Origin of the sequence: Metabacillus niabensis (genome assembly GCF_020524345.1) — a bacterium.
Lineage (GTDB): Bacteria > Bacillota > Bacilli > Bacillales > Bacillaceae > Metabacillus > Metabacillus niabensis_B.
Window position 1 is genome coordinate 189,031 of sequence record NZ_JAIVLH010000003.1, and the last position, 23,544, is coordinate 212,574.

At 35.3% G+C, this 23,544-nt stretch carries 16 protein-coding genes and 1 pseudogene; 3 read left to right on the forward strand and 14 right to left on the reverse strand.

The annotated features are described in order from the left end of the window. Positions 1–3: 3 nt before the first annotated feature. Both LC095_RS05785 and LC095_RS05790 read right to left on the reverse strand, forming a co-directional pair. Entirely contained in the window at positions 4–1,422 is a 1,419-nt protein-coding gene (locus LC095_RS05785; protein WP_226527258.1) for a histidine kinase, read from the reverse strand. Next, positions 1,419–2,420, reverse strand: coding sequence for a sugar-binding protein (locus LC095_RS05790; protein WP_226527259.1), 1,002 nt, complete (start codon positions 2,418–2,420; stop codon positions 1,419–1,421). The genes LC095_RS05785 and LC095_RS05790 overlap by 4 nt, the downstream gene beginning before the upstream one ends. A gap of 270 nt (positions 2,421–2,690) precedes the next feature. On the opposite strand from LC095_RS05790, the gene LC095_RS05795 reads away from it, so the two are divergent. Next, positions 2,691–2,990 (forward strand): HPr family phosphocarrier protein, encoded by a 300-nt coding sequence (locus tag LC095_RS05795; protein WP_264195928.1) that lies wholly within the window; start codon positions 2,691–2,693, stop codon positions 2,988–2,990. 147 nt (positions 2,991–3,137) lie between these two features. Here the strand turns inward: LC095_RS05795 and hepT are convergent. The 11 genes and pseudogenes from hepT to LC095_RS05850 all read right to left on the reverse strand — a co-directional run bounded on the left by hepT (position 3,138) and on the right by LC095_RS05850 (position 18,928). Continuing rightward, a pseudogene (gene hepT / locus LC095_RS27040) lies at positions 3,138–3,450 on the reverse strand (type VII toxin-antitoxin system HepT family RNase toxin). A gap of 244 nt (positions 3,451–3,694) precedes the next feature. Then, positions 3,695–5,011 (reverse strand): hypothetical protein, encoded by a 1,317-nt coding sequence (locus LC095_RS05805; protein ID WP_226527261.1) that lies wholly within the window; start codon positions 5,009–5,011, stop codon positions 3,695–3,697. 127 nt (positions 5,012–5,138) lie between these two features. Next, complete coding sequence (locus LC095_RS05810) at positions 5,139–5,936, reverse strand: alpha/beta hydrolase (protein WP_226527262.1); 798 nt, start codon at positions 5,934–5,936, stop codon at positions 5,139–5,141. A 43-nt stretch (positions 5,937–5,979) separates the two neighbouring features. Continuing rightward, positions 5,980–8,874, reverse strand: coding sequence for an alpha-L-rhamnosidase (locus tag LC095_RS05815; protein WP_226527263.1), 2,895 nt, complete (start codon positions 8,872–8,874; stop codon positions 5,980–5,982). Between the two features lie 105 nt (positions 8,875–8,979). Further along, entirely contained in the window at positions 8,980–11,205 is a 2,226-nt protein-coding gene (locus LC095_RS05820; protein ID WP_226527264.1) for a glycoside hydrolase family 3 protein, read from the reverse strand. Between the two features lie 87 nt (positions 11,206–11,292). Then, a complete protein-coding gene (locus LC095_RS05825; protein WP_226527265.1) occupies positions 11,293–11,916 on the reverse strand; it encodes a YesL family protein in 624 nt (207 codons plus the stop codon). Positions 11,917–12,003: 87 nt separating this feature from the next. Further along, positions 12,004–12,897 carry a carbohydrate ABC transporter permease gene (locus tag LC095_RS05830; protein ID WP_226527266.1) on the reverse strand — a complete coding sequence of 298 codons (894 nt, stop codon included), beginning with the start codon at positions 12,895–12,897 and terminating at the stop codon, positions 12,004–12,006. A 17-nt stretch (positions 12,898–12,914) separates the two neighbouring features. Beyond that, positions 12,915–13,820: an ABC transporter permease gene (locus LC095_RS05835; protein WP_226527354.1), complete on the reverse strand. Its 906-nt coding sequence runs from the start codon at positions 13,818–13,820 to the stop codon at positions 12,915–12,917. Positions 13,821–13,955: 135 nt separating this feature from the next. Beyond that, positions 13,956–15,419: an ABC transporter substrate-binding protein gene (locus LC095_RS05840; protein WP_226527267.1), complete on the reverse strand. Its 1,464-nt coding sequence runs from the start codon at positions 15,417–15,419 to the stop codon at positions 13,956–13,958. 159 nt (positions 15,420–15,578) lie between these two features. After that, positions 15,579–17,189, reverse strand: a complete 1,611-nt coding sequence (locus tag LC095_RS05845; protein ID WP_226527268.1) for a helix-turn-helix domain-containing protein — start codon at positions 17,187–17,189, stop codon at positions 15,579–15,581. Beyond that, positions 17,189–18,928 (reverse strand): sensor histidine kinase, encoded by a 1,740-nt coding sequence (locus LC095_RS05850; RefSeq protein ID WP_226527269.1) that lies wholly within the window; start codon positions 18,926–18,928, stop codon positions 17,189–17,191. The genes LC095_RS05845 and LC095_RS05850 overlap by 1 nt, the downstream gene beginning before the upstream one ends. Before the next feature lie 352 nt (positions 18,929–19,280). On the opposite strand from LC095_RS05850, the gene LC095_RS05855 reads away from it, so the two are divergent. Further along, a complete protein-coding gene (locus LC095_RS05855; protein ID WP_226527270.1) occupies positions 19,281–20,240 on the forward strand; it encodes a nucleoside hydrolase in 960 nt (319 codons plus the stop codon). A 160-nt stretch (positions 20,241–20,400) separates the two neighbouring features. Continuing rightward, positions 20,401–21,438, forward strand: a complete 1,038-nt coding sequence (locus LC095_RS05860; protein ID WP_226527271.1) for a LacI family DNA-binding transcriptional regulator — start codon at positions 20,401–20,403, stop codon at positions 21,436–21,438. A 534-nt stretch (positions 21,439–21,972) separates the two neighbouring features. On the opposite strand, the gene LC095_RS05865 is transcribed toward LC095_RS05860, so the two are convergent. Next, a complete protein-coding gene (locus tag LC095_RS05865; RefSeq protein ID WP_226527272.1) occupies positions 21,973–23,445 on the reverse strand; it encodes a DUF5060 domain-containing protein in 1,473 nt (490 codons plus the stop codon). Positions 23,446–23,544 lie beyond the last annotated feature (99 nt).

Genomic DNA, 23,544 nt, shown 5'->3' on the forward strand with positions numbered 1-23,544 from the left:
TCATCATTTTGTTATCCGAATCCTTACCGTTGTTCCTTGTCCAAGTTCGGAATCAATGTCAACATGACTGCCCTTATCAAACAGCTTAAGACGACTTATCACATTTTTCATTCCTATCCCGGTAGAATGACCAGAGCTTTTTTGAGGTAAAGTAACATCTTTTTCATTACTTGTATCCAACAATTTATCTCTGGTTTGTTGATCCATTCCAATGCCATTATCCCTAACCTCGATACAAACCTTTTCATTTTCTTGAAAAATCGTTAATGAGATGACAGCCCCTTCAGCCATGTCTTCTATTCCATGTACAAAAGCGTTCTCAATTATTGGCTGAAGCGTCAGACAAGGGAGAGGAGTTGATAAACATCCGGGATCAATGTTTTCTTCGAATGTTACCCGATTACCAAATCGTGTTTTTTGTATAAAAAAATACTCTTTTACAACGTCCACTTCATCCTTTAGTAATGTTTCCCTCTCTAGATTACCAATATTATATCGTAGTAATGCGGAAACAGAAGCGATTAAATCACTGGTTTTCTCTGCCCCTTCAATATAAGAGGTCTTGGAAATCGTATTTAATGTATTAAATAAGAAGTGTGGATTTATTTGATTTTGTAAACTCTTCAGTTCCATTTCTTTTAGAAGTTGGGAAAGTCTTGCTTTTTCTTCAATTTCGGTAACAGATTGAAGAATGTTTCTTTTCATCTCATTAAACGTCTTTGTTAAAAACCAAAGCTCATCTTTTCTTGACACAACAACATCTTCACCTGAATAATGTCCTTTGGAAATTTTCTGTGCAGCCTTTGTTAGTCTTCCAATGGTTCTAGTAATTCCATTGGAAAACCATAGCGCAAATAAAATGCTAAAAATAATAATAGAAAGAATAATTGTTGACCCTAGCTTTTTCGTATAGGAGATTTTTTTCTCTATAAGGGAGGAAAGCTCTTTATATTCTGTCAGTTCATTATTGATTAATTCCAGTGTTTTCTCATGTATATAATTGGATGTTTTTTCTGCTTCATTTAGATTCATGGAATATTGCTGGATATCCTGTCTTTTTACACCTTCTACTGTTTGATCTGATCGTTCAAGAAAACTGCTTAACATATTCAGATAGTTTTTCTTTGGGATCCCAACTTCTTCTTTCGTCGTAAATTCCTGTTGTAATGTAATAAGTTGTTCTTTTTCTTCCATATAAATAGATAGATTTTGAGGTAAAGGTTCATACACATAAATTTGCAGAGATTGAAAAGTCTGCGTTGTTTTTTTGGTCAATTCATTTAAAAGAATAAAATGCTCTACACTCTCATCATACAAGTCCATTACTTTTTGATTACTTTGTTCCCGAACAAAAAAGACGACGACAATCATGAATAAAATCGCTGCAAAATAAACTAATAACTTTGTGCGGATCTTAATCATAAAGAATCACCATTTTGAACTTTCCATTTATCTAAGTTTGCATTACGTATAATGGAAGCATCCGTATGGTAGATTTCCCGAACCGACTTCCCATTAAGCATATCCAACATGATCTCAATACTTTTGTACCCCATCTCATACGGCTGTTGTTCAATGATCGCATCCAGATCTCCTTTTTCAAGTAAATCAATGTTCTCAGCTAATGGATCAAAAGCCATCACATACAGATCCTCCTGCTTATTGAGTGACTTTGCTGCTTCTACGATACCAAGCCCATCCCATGAACTCGTTCCTATAAATGCAGTAATGTTTTCATTCTCTGTTAACATGGTATATGCTTTTTCTTCAGCATCCACCCTCGTGATGTTCGATTCTTCAATTGCGACCACCTCAATTCCTTCAACCTTTGCGACTGCATCTCTAAATCCTTGGACACGCAACTGATGATGGGTATTCTCAAAGCTTCCTGTGATAATTCCAACAGTCGCTTTTCCATTGGTATCTTCTATCAACGCTTTCCCAGCTAATTGACCTGCTAAATAATTATCGGTACCTATATACGCAGTACGCAAGCTTTCTTTAGAATCTGTATCAATCGTTATAACTGGAATGCCTTCACTAACCGCCTTATTAATCATTGGAGTAAACTCTTCGTTAAGTGCTTGGACAATGATGCCATCTACTTTTGACTTTATAGCCATATCTAAAAGCTTAAGCTGCTCCTCAGGATTTGAACGCTTAGGCCCCTCATATTCAACAAAAACATCATACTTTGATTCAGTCTCTTTTGCTCCTTTACCTACTAAACGCCAATAATCATGATTCATTTCCTCACCAATCAATACAAAATGATACTTAGGAAGAGAGGTATCTGTAACAGTACTTTTGACAATCTTTTGATCATAGATCTGTACTTGCTGATAAAAATAAACTGAAAAAGCTAATGATGTTATAAAAAACGAGATTAACGAAATATATTGAAATGATGTACGTTTCACGGTTGCCCTCCTACGATAGGTAACTTTGTAGCTTATTGTATATTACCGTTTTTACTAACTCAAACATATAAGACTTTCTTATCTCTAAGTAAAAAACAATATCAAACGCTAAAGGCAGTTTTTTACTATTACTATTTACTAAAAGTATCGAACACATGGAATAACTAAAATATCGAATTGAGAAAGTTTATTTTCACTTGTATTTTCACAGCTCAAATAGATAATGGTATACTTAACCTTACTATCAACCTTTATAGGAGGAAATGAAAAATGGATTTTAATAAACGAGCGTCCAATGCTTCAAAATTAGCCAGTGCTGTACAATCAGGGACAATTAATGTGAAAGAAATGGCTTCTATAGTAAACACTGCCAACAAATTTAAATCAAGTATTGTTTTGCATGCAGAAAACAAAATAATTGATGTAAAAAGTTTTCTTGGCCTAAGTGTATCCTTGATGTCTAATTCTACTCAGTATACATTAGAAATTCATGGTGATGATGAAGAAGAAGCAAAAGAAGAAATGAAAAAGGCTTTTAATGAATATGGGATAAAGGTAGAAGTTAATTAAGCCTGTTAAGAGTTTATAAATGAAAGTGGATTGAAATTTATAGAAAAAATTATAAAAACGTCATAAATCCTCTTACCGAAGATTTATGACGTTTCATTTACACCTTTAGGTTTAGACCAAACATATCCTTACATAGTCGTTTTACTGTTATTTTAATAGAATTGTTTTTGTAAAGTTTATAAAATCCACTTGATGTTCTTCAACAATCTTTTGCAGGATGACTAAATTTATCTCTTGGTAATCATGAACAGCAATGTTTCTAAACCCAACCATTGCCTTCATTTTTTGACCTAGGATAGCAGGGAGATATTAGCTATTTCAATTAACGTAAAAGCATCTCTTGTGCTTTTTGTGGTAAACCAAGTTTCTTTTCAGCAACTATATGCATAGCAAAATCAATACTACTTGCTTCACATGCACGTTGCAGGTTGAGGATAATCTCGAGCCTAGCTTCGTGAATTCATGGTAAATTAACCCGCTTTCCTCTACCTTATCAATAATTACTTGCCGTTCCTCATTCAATTTCGCATATATTTATAAAGCCAACTTAAATAAGTATTGAAAAATCAATGTTTTGGATTATTTTTTGTAAAACATAAAATTCATAAAATAAATTAAGTCAGTGCAATTTTTGTGCAGTTGGAAGTATGGCTTGAAATTTTTTCAACCATATTATTTTTCAAACTGAACAACACCCTCCCAGTTTAATTTATTTTGTTGTATTGAATTTCACTTGTATCCTTATTATGACCTATACTTTTTGATTGTATTGCCAGCCACTGAAGAAGAGTTACGTCTTTTCCATTTACTTTTACAGGAGAACCATCGTAATCTAGCACACATTCATCCTTCAGCATATAGATCCAGGTTCCATGTCCGAAGAATTCAAAAGGGTTACCTTCAGAATCCTTGAATATACCTGACGTATCTACTACCTTATCAAAATATGAAAAGTGAACATCTGGTGCACCGGCTTTGAGTAGTCGCTCATAAGTTGGAATTGCTGTAATTTGCGGATCTACAATCGTATCATTTTGGGCATGTGTAAACCAAATAGGTGTATCTTTAATATCTTTTATTTGTTGATCTGTAATCATTTTATCCAGAAGGGCTTCGCATACAGGAAATGCTGCAGCGAAGAAGCAGGGGTAATCAATGATCATACGCATTGTCATAAACCCGCCATTTGAACAGCCACCAATATAAATACGATTTACATCTATGTTTGGATGAACACTTACAAACTCGTCAATGAGCGCTTTCAATGAGGAAACGTACTTTGAATTACCACTCCAAGAAAACTCTCCAGAGCCATCATCCATCCACATTGTAGGTACTTGTGGAGCAAGAACATAAGCTCCTCCGAATATTCTCTGTACTTTTTCACTTGACAAATTTACAACATTATTTCCAGCATACGCAACTGTGGTGTCAAAGCCACCTTCCCCTCCGCCATGCAGCCAAATGATTAGCGGATGTTTCTCCTTACTCATATTTGGTGAATAATAACCAAAACGTAGTGGCATCTCAGCATATGAGGACTCACTGTTTACCCAACCTCTGACTTGCTCCATTTTACCGGCGCTATAATGATCATAAACAAGCCCAGAAATAGGTTCATTTTCGGTTGGTATTTCTTTTACCTGTGTTATTCGAAAATCGCAAAATACAAATACATTGTGTTCTAGATAGGCAACTTCAGAATTTAAACGGTAGATTGCCTCACACTCAAGTTCTAGTGTAGCGTAATTACCTATGGGTGTTTTATTCCCTTCATCATCTGATGGATAAGCTTTTGTAACTCGACAATACCCTTTTGATGATTGAGTCTCTTCCGATAAAAAGTCTTTTCTAAGTTGAAGAACTTCACCGTTCTTTTTATTACGCCGTTCCACATAAACGTTAAATGTATCTTCAGATAACACCTCTGATTTAACAGCTACAGGCATCGGAAGAATAATTTTTGTTATATACGGACCATAGTCAGTGACTTCGGTAACAGTCATGTATGGACGGTTCATTTTGATATCTCCTTTTTTATATGGATTTAAATGAAACAAACGTACAAAAAATTAGAATATTCAAAGGCTATTTGTCTGTACAACCCTACTGTGTTTTACTATAAATCTACCTTTCCCTTTTAATAGATTATTTAATGACTTTGTTGCTTTCAAGTGGCAGCCAATCTAATACTCGTTGAATATTCGTATCCCAGTAGCCCCACTCATGTCCGCCTGGCCCTTCTTCATAATGTAAGTCCACTCCTAAACTATTCGCAAAGTCTCTAAATGTAAGATTATTTTGATATAGAAAATCTTCTCTTCCACATGCTTGGAATAATTTAGGAATCCTTTCATTTTCTTTCTTCATTTGTTCCAGTACATATACTAAGTCATTCCTACTTTTCGGAACAGTAGAGCTATCGCCGAATACATTTTCAAAAAAGCTTGGACCAGGTTCGTTTAAAGAGCTAACCAAGTCTACTAAACCCGACAGTGAAGCAACAGCTGCAAATTTCTCGGGTTTACGTAACCCAAGTTTGAATGCACCGTAGCCTCCCATTGATAATCCAGCAGCAAAAGTATCTTCGCGTTTACTTGAGATCGGAAAAGCAGCCTCAATAAAATTCGGCAATTCCTCACTAATGTACGTCCAATACTTATGGCCATGAATCATATCACTATAACAACTTAAGTCAGCATTTGGCATGACAACAGCAATCCCTTTATCTTCAGCATACCTTTCTATTGAAGATAAACGTAACCAACAGGAATGATCGTCAGTTGCCCCATGCAAAAGATATAAGACAGGAAACTTTTTATGCTCATAGGTTAAGTCTGACATCTTCTCTACATCCACTCTATTTGTTCCCATAGGCAATAATACATTCACAGATGTTTGCATCATAAGTGCTTTCGACTTAAAACTCACTTGTAATAAAGCCATCTACTTTTCCTCCTTATAAAATGAATGAATATACTCGCTTCGGTTATACATGAACGAGAGAAAGCCTTTCGTCTAGTTTTTCGATCTGTTCAGGTGTTACTACTTTTGCACCTAGTGGCGAAGAACTCAATTCTCTCAATGAACTCTCCGAGAATCGGTGTATAATCATTTTGTTCGAAATCATTTCTGGTAGGAGTTCAGCTAGGATTTCTTCTGTTTTTACATTGCTTAGTAACTCTCTTATGCTATTATTTGAGCTATATTTCAAGATATAATCTTTCGTAGGAATGTAGGCTATATGATATGAACCTGCAACTAACTCACCCTTTACTTGAGCACCTTCTTGTATAGCTTTAATTGAACTTGCAGCCAATGGTTTACCGTTTACTAATACTTGATCTAATAATGCATCAGGAAGGATAAATTCAGCTGTAGAATTGAATGGAACGTTAAAGTCAAATGATAATTTGCTATTCTCATGAATTTCCCAGCCACTCTCAATTAAGCCACTCGCTGAATGTAACGTTGCCTTTGCAGATGATAATTTACCATATGGTTTTGGGCTGAACACAATTTTGCGATATCCCGGTGCATTCTCTACCGGATTTATTCCGCACATTTGCGTATACATCCACTCTGCAATCGAGCCATATGCATAATGATTCAATGAGTTCATACCTGTATCACTAATACTTCCATCTGGCAGTACGGAATTCCATCTCTCCCAAATGGTTGTCGCCCCTAAATTAACTGCATATAACCAGCTTGGGAAATCCTCATTTAGTAGTAAAGTATAAGCATCTTCATTAGCTCCATTTTCTGATAACACATGGCAGAAATATGGGGTTCCGACAAATCCCGTTTTTAGATGCATCTTATCAGCACGTAATTTTGCTTTTAAATCATTTATCACACGTTCACGGAAATTGTCGGGAATAATGTCCATGTAAAGTGCTACGATCATGGCTGTTTGTGTATGAATCGTAATTCTTCCATTTGGAGAAAAATACTCATTTTTCATTGCATCTTTTATCTCATTAGCCAGTATAGTGTATTCATCTGCTACATCTGTTTCACCTAAAACTGACGCTGCTTTTGCCACTAATTGTGCAGAATAGCAGTAATAGGCTGAAGCAATATAATGAGCATCCGTTCCACCCATTGGACTTAATGGATCTGGACCATCAAGTGCTAACCAGTCACCAAAGTGAAAGCCATCCTGCCATAATCTCTTTCCGCCAGTTTCTTCATCAATTTTTTTAATGTAGTCTACCCAATCCTTCATCGTCTCAAATTGCAGAGCAAGTAATTCCTTGTCTCCATAATGCATATAAAGGACCCATGGAATGACTGTTGCCGCATCACCCCAAGCTGCAGATCCATGTCCTGTAACAAAACCAAGGTCATCTTTCGGTTTGATTTGAGGAACGATGAAGGGGACGGATCCGCCAAGGCGCTTTTGTTCTTCCCGTAAATCATACATATACTTATGATAAAATGCTGGAGAATACATATTGTAACAAGCTGTCGAAGCGAATACTTGTGCATCCCCTGTCCAGCCCATTCTTTCATCGCGTTGTGGACAATCTGTTGGTACATCCAGGAAGTTTCCTTTTTGCCCCCATAACGCATTTGAAAATAATTGGTTTACTAATGGATTTGATGTTTCGATATGACCAGTTTGATCAATATCACTGTAAATGACACATCCTGTAAAGTCCTCGAGATTAATTGCAGTATCAAATCCGGTTAACTTCACATAGCGGAAACCATAAAACGTGAAATATGGCTGTACTACTCTTTCACTTCCATCTGAAATATACGTATACTCTGCCTTTGCCGTACGTAAATTATCTCTGTAAAAACAGTCATTTTGCAGTATTTCTCCGTATTGAAGTTGTAATATTGTGCCTTTTGGAGCATTTGTTTTAAAAGTAACCCACCCAGTCATGATCTGTCCCATATCAAGAACAGTTTCTCCTGCAGGAGTTGTGATGATTTCAACTGGTTTACGAACTTCTTTAATCTTTACAGGCAAGCTTAGTCTTGCTAGGAATTTGTCCGTTTTTACTTCTGTTTGTGTAACTCCTGTCCAGTTATTTTCATCAATCTCAGCATTTGTCCAATTTGGAATTTCAAGATTTGCATCATAAATTTCTCCATCATAAATACCACTAAACGTAATTGGTGATGAAGTGCATTTCCAATTCTCATCAGTACCTATAACAACTGTCGAGCCGTCTTCAAGAGTTGCAACAATCTCTCCAATTAATGCAAATTGGCTCCCATACAATTCATGGTAACCACCGTCAAATCCAAACCGTCCTTTATACAAGCCATTGCCGAGCATAACTCCGATGGCATTACTTCCTTCCGTTACTAAATCCGTCACATCATACGTTTGATACTGTATCCAGTGATCATAAGAATTAAAACCTGGTGCGAAATACTCGTCACTGACACGCTTACCATTAATTTGCAAGTCATAGATTCCTAATCCAGAAAGATAGACTCTAGCAGAAACGATACCTGTTGGTAACGTAAATTCTTTTCTAACAAGGGGGTGGATTTCTTTATCAAGGTCAGGTGAAATCCATTTCCCCTTCCATTTTTCATCCATTTTTGCTGTTTCAAACCATGCTGCACCACTAGTAACACTGTCACCAGCATCCCCCCAAACTGTTACCCGCCAGTAATAACGTGTACGAGGTTTTAATTCTAGTTCAAGTGAATATGCTAAACTATTAATCTCCTCTTGAACTCCACTATCAAAAAGGACGGTTGAAAAATTAGATTCTAAGCTGACTTCTACTTGCGCTGCTTTCTGTGAAACGGATTGACTATCACCAGCTACTGTCACCCATGATAGATTTAATCGTTCAAATTCAAAACCTAATGGATTCGTAATCTGGTTAGTTCGTAACTGTGTAATTTTCACGCTTTCCCCTCCATGCATTCTTTCATTCTCTACTGCAGTCTTACTCAAAAACTGAATTCTTTGTAAAATATCTTATACAGTATTCCTCCTCTTCTCCTTATTAGGTTAGTTTTTTACTTTATGAATCTTTTTGTATTTTTTTGTTCGATCATCTTGAATGACCCCCCTCCAATTTAGACCAAAAGCAAAATCATATTCATTTCCTTCTGTGTCTACGTGACATACCATGTCATGTGGTACATCTTCGTATTGTTCTTCAACAGTCTTCATATTTGCTGGCAACTGCATTGGAAGAAGTCCTGAAGGTTCTGTAACTCCAGTTAAAATATCAAGTAGAGCTTGGTCCTGCACGCCAAAGTTTAAGAGGAGAGCATCGATGCTACTTTCAAATTCCTCAACTATAGTAGGTTTTGATAAAAGTAGAGATACAATAACAGGTTTACCCTTCATCTCTTCTTTTGTCTTTTGTACCAACTCAAGATCAGTTGTATTTCGAGGGGTAAAGGATTTCCCTTTGTACGTTCGATCCAATACATCTCTCACATCGCCCGCAATACTTTCTTCACGGGCATATTTGGCCGTATACGTTCCATACTGTAAGCTAATCGGAACATATCCTGTTCCACCGTTTTCCACATCTTCTCTACTGAAGCCCTCACCCTCTGGACTTGATATACCAACTAACGCAAAATCTGCCTCATCAGGTTTATCTGTCACGCTAAAATATTTTTTTACCACGTCTAGATTAAATGGGTATTCATACTTTTCAGGTATTTCTATACCGAACCAGTTCTTTCCAGCAGCTAAGTAGCGTTTTGGTATATAGACCGTCTTCCCTTTTACTAACGGTAGAAGTTGATTTTTATTTTTCACCATTACAATTGACTTTAATTGCGCGTCGTACCCCTTCTCCATAAATTCTGGATTTCCAACTGTATTTGCCCTTTCTTCCACATATGGATTTTCAAATAGACCTAGTCGGAAAATATTTAATAATAAGCGAACAGCTGATGTTTCAAAGCGCTTACGCATAAATTCTTCGCCATGTTCTTTTACACCCATTTCATATGCTTCAATTATTGGAGCAGCCTCATTATTCCCACCAAATTGGTCAACTCCCGCCATCAAAGCTTTATAATGGCGTTCAGCAACTGTTAAGTGTTCTACACCCCATGGTTTACCTGCAAAAATATCAACGGCATCTGGTTCATCTCCAGTAATTAGCCAGTCAGTACAAACGACACCATCATACCCATACTTGTCTCTCAGAAGATCTGAGATGAGATATTTATTGTATGAATTCCCGACATTTTCACCGTTCAAATCGTCTTGATCAACTGAAATCGTGTAATATGGCATAACTGCAGAAGCCTTGCCGGTTTTTCCAGCGAGTTTAAAGGCGCCTTCTGTAAACGGCAGTAAATGGTCTGCAAAATTGTTTCCAGGGTATACGGCAAACTTTCCGTAACCCCAGTGTGCATCTCTCCCGCCTTCTCCTGAGCCACCACCTGGCCAATGCTTAACCATTGCGTTTACACTTTCTTCTCCCCATCCATCAGTGGTGTCCTCTGTTGTTTGAAAACCATCTACATAAGCTTTTGCTAGATCAGCTGAAAGAATCGGGTCTTCACCAAATGTCCCATTAAATCTTGACCAACGTGGATCTGTTGCAATATCAATTTGTGGCGATAAGGCTGTTGTAATACCAAGTGCTCTGTATTCTTTTGAAGCAATTTTTCCAAACTCTTCTGTTACTTCAGGATCAAAGGTTGCTGCAAGACCTAGTGTCTCTGGCCACATTGAAATCTTGCCACCCGCGCCAGCATTGTACTCTGTGCTAGCAACAGAAGCATGACGAGGGTCAGAGCTAGTGTTTATCGGGATACCTAACCCAATTCCCTCAACTAATTCTTGTGCATTATTATTCCATTGTGCAGCCACTTCAGGGCTTTCGACCGTAGTAATTAATACATGTCTCAAATCATCATTTGTAAGGAATTCCTTTTGTTGATCTGATAGATCACTTAGATTTGCAGCGCTTTCAAAAAACGGATTGCCACCATATGTACCCAGGAATGGCCCTTGGCCTGCAGGGATTGATTGATGTCGACTATAAAGCATTAATCCCGCAATTTGGGCAACTGACATTTTTGAAGCCAAATCTTTTGCACGTTCTTCTGCAGATAAACGCCAGTCTTCATATTTGTCTAATTTGCCGTCTTTATTTAAATCTTTAAATGCTTTTCCATCGACATAAAGAATCTGGACACCTGATTTACTAGAGTATCCCAAAGTAGGACCTCCATCATTTTTAACATATTTTATGGGCATTTTACTTCTCCTTTTCCATTAAGATATTATTCTATTACTATAACTTTCTTCTAATATAAAATATAAGTATACGTTGCTAGGTCTTATTCAATATTTTATTTCAACAACTTTTGAAGCTCGGTTAAAGGCATAGTTACTTAAAAACATAAGCAAAAATGAAATCATACTGCCACTGAAGAATGGGATTAGCCCAGGAAATTTATAAATGATGAATAGTAAAAATCCAGTTAATACGACCATACAAAAGGTGGAAATCGGATTAATAGTCATGATAATAAATGCATTTTTAGCAACCTTCGTTAACTTCACATCATAATGAACGAAAACCGGAAAAATATATAGAACAGTTAATAAAAATAAAAGTGTTACAAGTCCATTAGGTATATATAAGACCTTTAAAGGAGGAATCGTTACGGAACTGATGATGTTCAAACTGGAATACATAATAAATGCAAAAATACTAATAAATATACCTAGTATGTTACTTTTTACAAATTCCTTTTTATAATTTGACCAGAAGGTTTTAAAGACGGGGATATCACAATCGCCCAATACCCATTTGCGAACAACAGCAAACATAGCAGTAGTGGCAGGATAAAAACCTAATACCACTAATCCTGCTATTGTAAAGAAAATCCAAAGAATATTGACGTAAGCTAACCTTGCAACCCATAAGGAAAATGTATAAAAACCTTTCATTAAGCCTTCCATTTTGTCCCTCCTTATGTTCCTTTCTCCTTTTCACAAAGGGCCCTAGCAATATCTACGAGGGCCCTTATATATATCAATATACATTGTTTAACCTTTTACTGCCCCAATCGCAATACCTTTTACCAAATACTTTTGGAAGAATGGATATGCAATCAGAATTGGCAACACACCGATAACAGCGATGGCCATTTGAACTGCAGTTGTAGGAATTGAAGCAGATGTTGAGCTTGCGTTACTACCAAAGTTATTACCACTTGAGGATAAGAACTGAATATCCTGAAGCATTCTATTTAATAAATTCTGAATACTAAATAGTGAAGGGTCCGTAATGTACACTAACCCGTTAAACCAGTCATTCCAATAGTTAATTGTTTGCAATAATCCAATCGTAGCTAAAATTGGCAATGACAACGGAAGAACGATCGAGAAGAATGTTCTGAATTCACCTGCACCATCTATTCTTGCTGACTCAATAACAGGTTCAGGTATTGATGTTATAAAGAATGTTCTCATTAATAATACGTTAAAACCATTCATTAATAATCCTGGAACAATTAATGCCCAAATCGTATTCTTCATATGGAATATTTCGGTGTAAACAAGATATGTCGGTACTAATCCGCCGTTAAACAACAGTGTAAAGAACACGATAAATGCAAATAGGTTCCGATATGGTAAATCACGTCTTGAGATGGCATATGCTAATAGAGATGTGATCGCTAGGCTGGCAGTCGTTCCAAAAACCGTGATAAAAACTGTGATACCATATGCTCTTCCGATACTTTCAAAGTTATTTAATAAATAATCATATGCAGCTAAGCTAAACTCTTTTGGAATGAAAGAATATCCATCAATTAACAACGACTCTTCTGATGTTAGTGAAGAAGATATCAGAATAATGAAAGGAATTAGACATGATATTGTCAAAATAATAAGAAATATATGTGATACCCATTGTGTAATTCGATCAGATTTATACATCTAGTGCCACCTCCATTTTAAAATAACGCATTATCCTTATTGCGTAAACGAACGAGCCAGTTTGAGAATATGACTAGTACAAATCCAACGATTGACTGATATAAACCAGCTGCTGCTGACATTCCGATATCACCTAGCTGCATTAAACCGCGATATACATATGTGTCAATAACATTTGTTGTCTCATAGATCGCCCCTGAGTTCATCGGTACTTGATAGAATAAACCGAAATCAGAGTAGAAAATACGGCCTATCGCAAGTAGCGTCATCATGACAATGACAGGCATAATACTTGGAATAGTGATGCTCCAAATTTGCTGAAGCTTTGAAGCTCCATCTAATTGAGCTGCTTCATAATACTCATGGCTAATTCCCACAATAGCTGCTAAGAAAATAACGCATAAGAACCCAACGCCCTTCCACACATTGATAATCGTTAAGATATATGGCCAATATTTCGCTTCAAAATACCATGCAATTTCTTCTAACCCTAACATTGGTAAAAGTGTTTTGTTAAAGAATCCTACGTCTACACTTAAAAAAGATAAACCTAGATAACTTACAATAACCATTGAAATTAAGAAAGGAAGAAGAATGATACTTTGGTAAAAACTTTTGAAAAACTTGTTTTTAATTTCATTTAACATGATGGCAACAGCAAGTGCGATGACAGTATTTAAAATAATAAATCCGCCGTTGTAAAGGATGGTATTTCTTGTAATAACATACGCATCTCTCGTGCTAAATAAATATTCAAAGTTTTTAAATCCGATCCAATCACTTGCAAAAATTCCAACCGCGTAGTTAATGTCCTTAAATGCAATGACAAGACCTGCCATTGGCATATAATTATTGATTATTAAATAAATAAGACCTGGTAGCATCATCACAAAAAGTGGCAGATACCGTTTAAATTTTTTCATTTTCGTTTTTGTTTTCTTCTCTGATACTACCTGTACTTTAGTTTCTAATGGCTTGACTGATGCTTGTGACATTTCAATCCCCCTTTTTTAAAAAAGAGAACTAGTACGTATGCTAGTTCTCCTTATTTGATTTCATTATTTATTTGATTCCCACTCATCAAATTGTTTTTGTTTTTCAGCCATGATTTTGTCAAGCCCTGCTGCTTTTAGCTTTTCGTTAAAATCAGGGAGACTCTTATCCGGATCTAATGTTCCAGATTCTACCCCTCTACGGTACTCATTTAAGACGTTTGTCGCAGCAGCAATCTCTGTCTTCACAGGATCTGGGTTAAATGTAAACCCAAACGCAGGAGATATGATTGCAGACTCATTAAACTCACTCATAATTTCCCAATAATTAGCAGGATTACCTACCCATGGATCAGTTAAAGCGTTATTACCTAACATCCATGCGTTGAATACATAATTAGATTCAGTAACACCTTCTGGCATTTCAATTGTGCCCTCATCATTTTCAACATAGTGTTTCCCTTCAATACCATTTGCTAATAAATTCATTACATCAGCATCTGTATATAGGAGATTTAAAAATTCCATCGTTTTTTCTTTATTTCGTGTATTTTTTGAAATAGACAAATTAAATCCTGTTGATGCGCTTGTAAATGTAAAAGGTTCAGTAAATTCTAATACGACCATTTCAGTACCAGCAATTATCGACTCTTGAACATCATAGCCTGGTTTCAAATTATTAAAATAACCAAATCCTTTACCAGCCGCAACGATATTAACGGATGCCTCAGTTGAAGTTGCCGCATCTTTTAAAATATAGCCTTTTTGATACCAGTCTCTTACAAGTTCGACATTTTCTACATAATCAGGTTGTTCGAACAGGTTAACTACTTTCCCAGGGTCATCAAAACGCATAACTCCTAAATAATCTCCAATTTGATCAAATTTACCACCCATCAACATTTCTACTGGTGAAAGACCTGTGTTAACTAATGGAGTCATCGTCGGTTCATTTTCCTTAACAATCGCGAACACTTTCTCTAAATCTTTCCACTCTTTAATTTGAGTAAGATCTATATTATATTTATCAATAATATCTTTCCTCATTGCGATGCCATAATTTGCTCCCCAGTCACGAACACTTGGAATACCATAAATATTTCCGTCAACCCTATTACCTTCTAAAATATGCTCTGGCATGACTTCCAAAATTCCTTGACCATGAGATTCAAGTAAATCATCTAAAGGTAGATATTGCCCTTTAATCGCATTCGTATTATAGCCATAAAATGATGACGAAAGAATAAGATCTAATTTTTCACTACCAGTTAACAATAAGTTTGATTGCTCTTGCCATGCACCTGCACTTATTGGCACTAGCTTTACGGTTGCATTAATCTTTTCTTTGGAAATTTTGTTCATTTCTTCTTGAACCAACTCAATATCATTAACATTTGTAAAATTCATGTAGGCCATGACTACTTCGTATGAGCCATCCTCGTTTGTGCTACTTTCTTCATTGGAAGAACAACCCACCATTATTAATGCAGTCATCAACAAAAATACGAGCATCTTCATCATTTTCTTCATTCTTTCTCTTTCCCCCTTTATTTTCATTACCTAAAACAAATCAAGAAAGCGCTATCATTAAAACGCTTACATTCTTTGTTTCTATCTGTATTATAAGATGATTGAAGAACATCCACTTACTAAAAATACGACTAGTTATTTTCACTATTCCGACTTCTCTTAATGTGACATTTCTTTTCGATACTCAACAGGAGATATATTTTCTGTTTTTTTGAAGAGTGTTGAAAAATAGGAAAAATTAGAGTATCCAGCTTTAAGTGCAACTTCACTTACAGGAAGATCTGTTTCTTCTAGTAATTTCTTTGCATATTCTAATCGCTGCTGTTGCATATAATCTGAAATAGATAACCCTGTTTGTTTTTTGAATACTCTTGTTAAATAATCTGGGTTTAAATAGACATGATTCGCAATGTCTTGGCGAGAGAATCTTTGTTCTCCAATATTGTTGCTGATAAATTGAATCGCCATCTCTACGACACAGCCTTTATTCTGTGGAGACTGCATTTTATTTGCAACAACATCCACAATATAAAGAACCCATTCCTGAAGTGTGTTAAAGGAGCGAAGAACCTTCTCAGGTGTTTCTATCAAAATCTTTTGTGAAAAAACCTCATTTGCTAGAACCCCTTTTTCCTTCAATACATAAAAAATTACCTGCAGGAAATCTTGATAAAATAAATAAAGGGATTGTGCAGTAATGTTACTATTGTCCTTTTTCCAATTGCTGAAATACTCGCTAATCTCTTCTTCAAATTGTTCAAAGAAACCTTTCTTCAATAAGTTAATCCAGTCATCCACTGGAATATGAGGAACAGAACATTCACCTGTTTCTACATTTCTATATTCAATTGTTTGATTATTCATCGTTACGTTATTACGATTAAGTTCTAGTAATTTAGTAACCATACTTACTACTTCTTGAATTTGAACTTGTGTACCTATATAACAACATAACTCACAAGAAAAAAACGATGAAAATTTGGAAATCAAATCATTACATTTCTCCACAAGATAATGTTTATTTACCTTCCCCATCTGTGGAAGGATCATTAATACTTGTCCACTATTTAAAGTGATAATTGGGGCATGAATGTCACTATCAAGACCGACGATTGCTTCTTTCACACCATTTTTCAAGGCAAGCTCTAACACTTTTTCATCCTTAACAGAAAGCTCTTCCTCCCAGGATTGTATATGAACAAGTATTGGTAAAAAGGATTTGTATTTTGTATAGGAAATATTGAAATTTTCCATATGCAGGTTTATGTTGGTCAAAGAAGATGGAACTACTTGTTGAATCAAATCTAACCAAAAACGCTCCTCAACGACAGAGCGGTGAGATTTCTCATATTGAAGATATGAGTCACGTATCTTTCGCTCTTTTTGTTCCTTGTGAATCTTTTCTAATGCTTTTTCAATTTCATCTCCAAGTTCCTGATAATCTACAGGCTTTAATAAATAATTAAAGCTATTTAATTGAAGTGCTTTTTTTGCATAGGTAAAATCTGAATGACAGGTTAAAAAGATAGCTTCTGTTACAGGATAATTTTCTCGAACCCACTTGAGTAAATCGAGCCCAGACCCTTTTGGCATTTCAATATCACATAATAGAAGATCAATCTTATTATGTTTAAATACTTCTTGTGCTTTTGCCATACTTGTAGCGGTAAATATAGTAGAGATATTTAGCTTTTTCCAATCGACACCAGCTTGAACACCTTTAATTGAGTAAACTTCATCATCAACAATTAGCACTTGAAACTCTTTCATTATTGATCCCCCTCTATTGAAATGTTTTCGAGTGGTAGTCTCATCAGGACAGTTGCACCTTTACCAGGTTCATTCGAAAAATGAATGTCGGTTTTTTCTTTATATAACAATGAGAGTCTTCTTTTTAAATTCCAAATACCAATGCGTTCGCCTTCCTCAGTAGTTAATGATTCATCTCTTTCCAATATTTCTAATATATCTTCAGCAAAGCCTTCACCTGTATCTTGAACTTTTATTTTTATAAAATCTTTATTTTCTTGTTCAACTAAGACAGAAATTTCGATTGATTCATCCATAGTAAACGCATGCTTAATTGAATTTTCAACCAAGGTTTGGATCATAAGTGGAGGTATTTTACACTCCGCTAATTCAGTCGGAGTTTGAATCGTATAAACAAAGGTATCTGGAAAACGTAGCTGCTGAATTTTTAAATAATTGTCAGTATGCATGATTTCGTCTTTTAAACTAACAAAATATGAATTACTTTTAAACATGAATCGGAAGTAATTCGCTAAACATTTTGCCATTTCTTGTATAACAGCATAATCCTTCACCGTTGCTAAATTATAAATAATATTTAACGAGTTAAGAAAAAAGTGTGGATTAATTTGTAGCTGTAAATGTTTTAATTCTGCTCGTTGATGATTCAATTTTTCTTCATAAATATTAATTTTCAAATCTTTAATTTCGGATATCATGTGGTTAAATGTTTCATTCATAACGACAAACTCTGTGGAGCTATGCTGTTCCGGAAGTCTGATACCTAAGTTTCCCTTACGTAGTTTTTTCATCGCAATCACAAGTTGAGTAATTGGTTGAAGAAATATTCTCCTCATGATAAAGATGAAGAATAATAGAAACAGTATCGCAATGACTAAGAAAACAGATGATATCTTCTGTAGAAAGGGTAATTGTTCTAAGATCTTGCTTTCCGGGATTAGTGCAACTAAATAAAAATCACCTTTATTCGAATGCTCCTTCATTACAATAAAAGGTTTACTTTCACCCGAAACCGCATACATATTTTCTTCAAATGAAATATCAATCCCTTCTCTTTCTACGAACCATATACTTGTTAAAGGTTCAAATGAAGAATTCGCTATTAAAGCCCTACCCGTGTCGTCAAAATCAAGATGCTTAAAAGGTATGATTAACTTGTCAATATCAACCCAAGCACCCACATATACATTTTCATTTTTAATATAATATAAAAGATAATTCCGTTTCTTCCCTTCTAGTATTCTCCAATGACCATATTGAAGTGGTTCTGGCTTTGTCTTAATGAATTGTAAAATTTCACTTTTAGCTGAATCTCTTTCCAATAAATTTCTTCCAAATGTTTGTGTATTTAAAAAGTCATCATAAGCACTTGTGTATACAAAAACAGAATCGATAGCTCCGTAAAAATCCGCATTAGAGTGTAAGGTATTATTCAAACGAAGCTTCGCTTGAAGAAACTCATTAAAATCATGCTGCTCTCTCGATTGATAATAAGTTAAATCACTATTATCTTGAGAAAGTTGATAGAGATATTTTTCAACGATTTCTAGATTTCGGTCTATTTCACCCATATATATATTCAACATATTTTTATTCGATTGAGCTACTTGGTTACGGATAACAGATACCGAATAAAATTGATTGACCACTAACACGATGAGAAGCGGCCCAATTACTGCAAAAACTGCCAAGAATAGTTTAAAAAGTAAGGAGTTAAAGACTGGTTTCATCTTTTGCATTGCTTAAGCCCCCGAGTAATAGAATCAATCACAAACAAGGTAAAAATACCCATGCATAACTGAGTGTTTTTTATTATACACTAATTGACGGAATTTTCTTATAACTATTTAAAAACGCTACCATTTTTTCATGAAAGAGCTTAAATTTCATAAATTTTTTTACGTAAATACCTTTATTTTTTTACATTATATAATATTCAAAATGCTACACTCAACATATTTCCTGTTTTTTTAGTTAATATATTATAAATATCAACTAAAATATCGTTATTAAAACTAAATATTTTTATTGAATGCGCTAACATCCACTGTTAAAATTTATATATAACGTACTCTAAAGGGGGATTTATCTATGAAACACCCATTTGATATTCCTGAATCCAAGAAAATTCGTTTAATTATTAATACGGATGCTAAAAATGAAGCTGATGATCAATTTGCAATTGTGCACGCATTATTAACACCTCGTTTCAAAATTAATGGGATAATAGCTGCCCATTTCGGTAAACACCGAACAGATTATTCGATGGAAGAAAGCTATGAAGAAGTGATCAAGGTTTTAGATATTATGAATCTTCAAGACGAGGTAAATGTATATAAAGGAGCAGTAAATGCAATGCCTGATGAAGAGACACCTCAATTATCAGAAGGTGCTGATTTCATTATCCGTGAAGCAATGAAGGATGATCAAAGTCCTTTATATGTTGCATTCTTAGGACCTGTCACTGATTTAGCAGCAGCCTACATGAAGGAACCTGCAATAGCAGACAACCTGACAGCACTTTGGATTGGCGGTGGTGCCTGGCCGGAAGGAGAATTTGAATTTAACTTAATGAATGATATCAATGCAGCAAATGTCATTTTCCGTTCACCTATTCCATTATGGGTCATACCACAAAACGTTTATAAGCTTATGCGTGTGAGCATTGCAGAATTAGCTGTTAATGTAAAACCATACGGAGAAATTGGTGCATACCTGTATCAACAACTAATAGACTTTAACTTTGACATGGTAGATAAATATATTCCTAATATGATCGAACATGCTAAACAGGCTGGTAAGGAAATTGATCCTAAAAGTTTTGAAGGATGGCCAAAAGGCGAAATGTGGCATTTAGGAGACTCTCCAATCGTTAGTTTACTTTTAGATGATCATCAATATGGATACGAGATGAAGCCTGCACCTAGAATAACTTCTGATATGCGATATGTTCACTATCAAAAAGAGCGCTTGATTCGTTGGTATCATTTTGTTGATGCTACTTTTACATTACAAGATATGTACGCTAAATTAAAATTACATTACGGATAACAATTAAACCTGTTTCCTTTCCTGCAGAATAGGAAATAGGTTTTTTATTATTAGTAGTCTTGAAACTAAACTCCCACTAAAACAATTTAACTTATGGTATAATTTAGGTTAATTAATTTATCCAACAAAATAGACTAACTTTAAGTAGGTGTACCTTTTTATGAAAATAGATGATATCGCTAAATTAGCAAACGTTTCTAAGTCTGCTGTTTCTTTAGCGTTAAACGGAAAACCTGGGGTGAGTCAAGAAACTCGTGACAAAATATTAAAAATCGCCCAGGAGCATGGATATATTCCCCGCCCAATAATAAAGGCTGATCAATATTTCCAATCAAATTCAAAGCTTTTAAGGTTTGTTGCGTGTACGAACGAAGGCATCGTTACAGAACAATATGAATCACTTCCATTTTTCACAGAATTAATTAATAATATTGAAAAGCAAATAAGTGCTAGCGGATATTCACTTATTGTTTCATCAATAAATATAGATAAACTAGATGAAGAAATATCCAGACTTGAGAGGGAACAAAAATCAGCCGGGATTTTGTTACTAGGTACTAACTTAAGACCCGAACAAATTAAACTTGTTTCTTCTATACAACCAAATTTAGTTGTACTAGATACTAGTTTCGAAACGTTAGATGTAAATTTTGTTGTGATGAATAACGTTTACGGAGCATATCAAGCAGGAAAATACTTAGTGGAATTAGGGCATCAAAACATTGGATATGTGGAATCACAATCAAGAATGTACAACTTTGACATGAGAAAAAAGGGATTTCTCCAAGCCATATCTGATAGTCATTTAAGAATTAATGAAAATAACTTTTTCTCCATTTCACCAACTGTCATTTCGTCACAAGAGGTTTTTAAAGATAAAATAAAAAACCGCCTTAATAAATTACCAACAGCTTTGTTCTGTGAAGCTGATTATATGGCCATTAGTACAATAAAATCCTTAAGTGAACTAGGAGTTAAGGTGCCAGAAGATATTTCAATTATCGGCTTCGATAATATTTTTGAATCTCAAGTTATCACTCCAGAGCTTACAACCATACATGTCAAAAAGGACAAAATAGCATTACTAGCGATTGAACAGTTAATTAGAGAAATCGACCACAATGATACAGATAAAATTAAAATTTTTGTTGATACAGATTTAATCATAAGAAAGTCATGTAAGGCTTTAGATGATTAAGAAAAGCGCAAGCGCCTTGGTCATCGCCGTACAAACTGGAGAAGCATCGACTGAGATAAAGGAAACACGGTAAGCGAAGCGAGCCGATGTTGACTTATCGTAGGGAGATGATTTGTAGTTTGATAGGCGCCGGAGCTGGACACCAAAACTAAGTACAAAAATTTATACTTTCTTATCTTATTAAAAAACAACCACATGCCCGGATTTATATTAGGGCATAACTTAGTAAAGTACCTAGTTAGACAAAGAGTTCTAATTCTTGTGCTCTTTGCCTTTCGTTTTCTCAAACTTTGTCGCTTTATACCAAGTATTGGAGAGGGGTTGATTTCCGCTCCAAACAACTTTAAATGGTTATCGTCAATGAACTTGTCTATATAAAACAACAATCTTTTAGAAAAGCGCTCTGTCTTTTTAAACTCCATTTTATCTTTAAGATTTTATATTGTATTTTCTTACAATAATTATGCAGAATGAAATAAGGAGGAAGATTATATGGTCAATCCCATTAATCATCCTCCTTATTATATTATCTACTTATGAAAAGACCTTCGTTATTCTTAAAGCCATATACGGTTTACCAAGCAAGGCAATAGGACTCTCCTCTGTATACAACCCCCCTAAAGGTGTAATAGACATTTCCCAGGTATCAATTAACTCAACCTTATATTGATTACCCTTTGGAAGAGGTAATTGTTTAAACGAAGGCCTACTTTGTCCGAAATAAACTAAGATATATTCATCGTCAATGATCCCCGCAGAAACATCCCAGCTAAAATCAATAGGAGTTAATCTTTTTGAGGGACCTTCTTCTACGATATTTCTTAAGAAGGCAATCCTTTCCGGACTTTCTCCATGTAGCTTCCCACCATGAGACCACCAGATAATTCCTTCTGGATGCATGTATGTTTCTCCATGTGTCACGTATCCGCCACTACACACACCATCCCAAAATAGTTCCACCATTTTTTCGGCTGTAATATTTCCCCATCCATGGTTGATATCCCCTTCATAACGACATTCATCATTAATAATCGGTTTTCGGAAAGTTTCACGCCACTCTTTCATAAAGAACATATCAGGATGCTGGATACTAGCGTGTGTTACCCATGGCTTATTATGATCATACCAATGGTTATTATTACGATAATGAATGGTTGGGTGGTGCCAGTTATGAATGGATCTTAAGTGCTGAGCCGGATCTTTTTCCTGCACAAGTTTAAAGAAACGATCCCAGTCATCCATCTTTTTGCTTTTAATTAAATCAAATTCATTTGCAAATGACCACCATATATTACGGAAAGATGCTAATCGTGCTACTAGATAGGTTAAATAGCGATCATCTGCTTCTTGTCCCATATCTGAAAAGCCCCATCGATCATACGGATGGAAAATGATCAAATCCGTTTCAATCCCTATATCACGCAAGTCATCAATCTGTTTTTCTAGTATATGGAAGAAATTAGGGTTAAATTGTGTATAGTCGAAACCTTCCTCCTTAGAACCTACAAAAGCAAAATCAACTGGTTCATGAAGGTTATAATCATAATGCTTTGGAAAAACACACATACGGATTTTATTAAACGGAGCATTTTTTAATGATTCCAACGTTTGATTTCCAAGCTCTTCTCCTTGATGATTCCATACATAGGCCGTTGTTCCAAATGGATAATATGGTGTTCCATCTGCATATTGAAAATGGGTTTGATCTGTTACTTGTACTGGTCCGTGATTATTTCCCTCTGGAGGAGTACACGTAAATGAACCTATTTTTTCATTTAATGAAGAATGATTACTAGATGTAGTAAACGTCCATTCTCCTTCTGTATCTGGCATAAATCGTATCTTGTATTTTCCGTTCCCATCATAAAATCCATCTGCTGTAACGGCTCTACTACCAATACTAAATGTCGCTTTTAATTTAATGTCTACGTACGGATTCCCATGATCAGGACCATCTAGTTCAACTTCAAAACGCTCCCAACACTCAACACTCTTTTGTTTATTCATCTTTAAATTCCCCCCCAGAATGATAAGGTAAAGTACATGTAAATTGAAAAGGAACAGGCACTAGTTAAGTGATTGTTCCTTTTTATTTCTTTCAATAGT

What these genes read in the sequence shown, in the direction of transcription:
- LC095_RS05785 (WP_226527258.1), bottom strand. Translation starts at nt 1,422, where the DNA reads ATGATTAAGATCCGCACAAAGTTATTAGTTTATTTTGCAGCGATTTTA.
- LC095_RS05795 (WP_264195928.1), top strand. Translation starts at nt 2,691, where the DNA reads ATGGATTTTAATAAACGAGCGTCCAATGCTTCAAAATTAGCCAGTGCT.
- LC095_RS05805 (WP_226527261.1), bottom strand. Translation starts at nt 5,011, where the DNA reads ATGAACCGTCCATACATGACTGTTACCGAAGTCACTGACTATGGTCCG.
- LC095_RS05810 (WP_226527262.1), bottom strand. Translation starts at nt 5,936, where the DNA reads ATGGCTTTATTACAAGTGAGTTTTAAGTCGAAAGCACTTATGATGCAA.
- LC095_RS05820 (WP_226527264.1), bottom strand. Translation starts at nt 11,205, where the DNA reads ATGCCCATAAAATATGTTAAAAATGATGGAGGTCCTACTTTGGGATAC.
- LC095_RS05825 (WP_226527265.1), bottom strand. Translation starts at nt 11,916, where the DNA reads ATGGAAGGCTTAATGAAAGGTTTTTATACATTTTCCTTATGGGTTGCA.
- LC095_RS05830 (WP_226527266.1), bottom strand. Translation starts at nt 12,897, where the DNA reads ATGTATAAATCTGATCGAATTACACAATGGGTATCACATATATTTCTT.
- LC095_RS05835 (WP_226527354.1), bottom strand. Translation starts at nt 13,820, where the DNA reads ATGAAAAAATTTAAACGGTATCTGCCACTTTTTGTGATGATGCTACCA.
- LC095_RS05840 (WP_226527267.1), bottom strand. Translation starts at nt 15,419, where the DNA reads ATGAAGAAAATGATGAAGATGCTCGTATTTTTGTTGATGACTGCATTA.
- LC095_RS05845 (WP_226527268.1), bottom strand. Translation starts at nt 17,189, where the DNA reads ATGAAAGAGTTTCAAGTGCTAATTGTTGATGATGAAGTTTACTCAATT.
- LC095_RS05850 (WP_226527269.1), bottom strand. Translation starts at nt 18,928, where the DNA reads ATGCAAAAGATGAAACCAGTCTTTAACTCCTTACTTTTTAAACTATTC.
- LC095_RS05855 (WP_226527270.1), top strand. Translation starts at nt 19,281, where the DNA reads ATGAAACACCCATTTGATATTCCTGAATCCAAGAAAATTCGTTTAATT.
- LC095_RS05860 (WP_226527271.1), top strand. Translation starts at nt 20,401, where the DNA reads ATGAAAATAGATGATATCGCTAAATTAGCAAACGTTTCTAAGTCTGCT.
- LC095_RS05865 (WP_226527272.1), bottom strand. Translation starts at nt 23,445, where the DNA reads ATGAATAAACAAAAGAGTGTTGAGTGTTGGGAGCGTTTTGAAGTTGAA.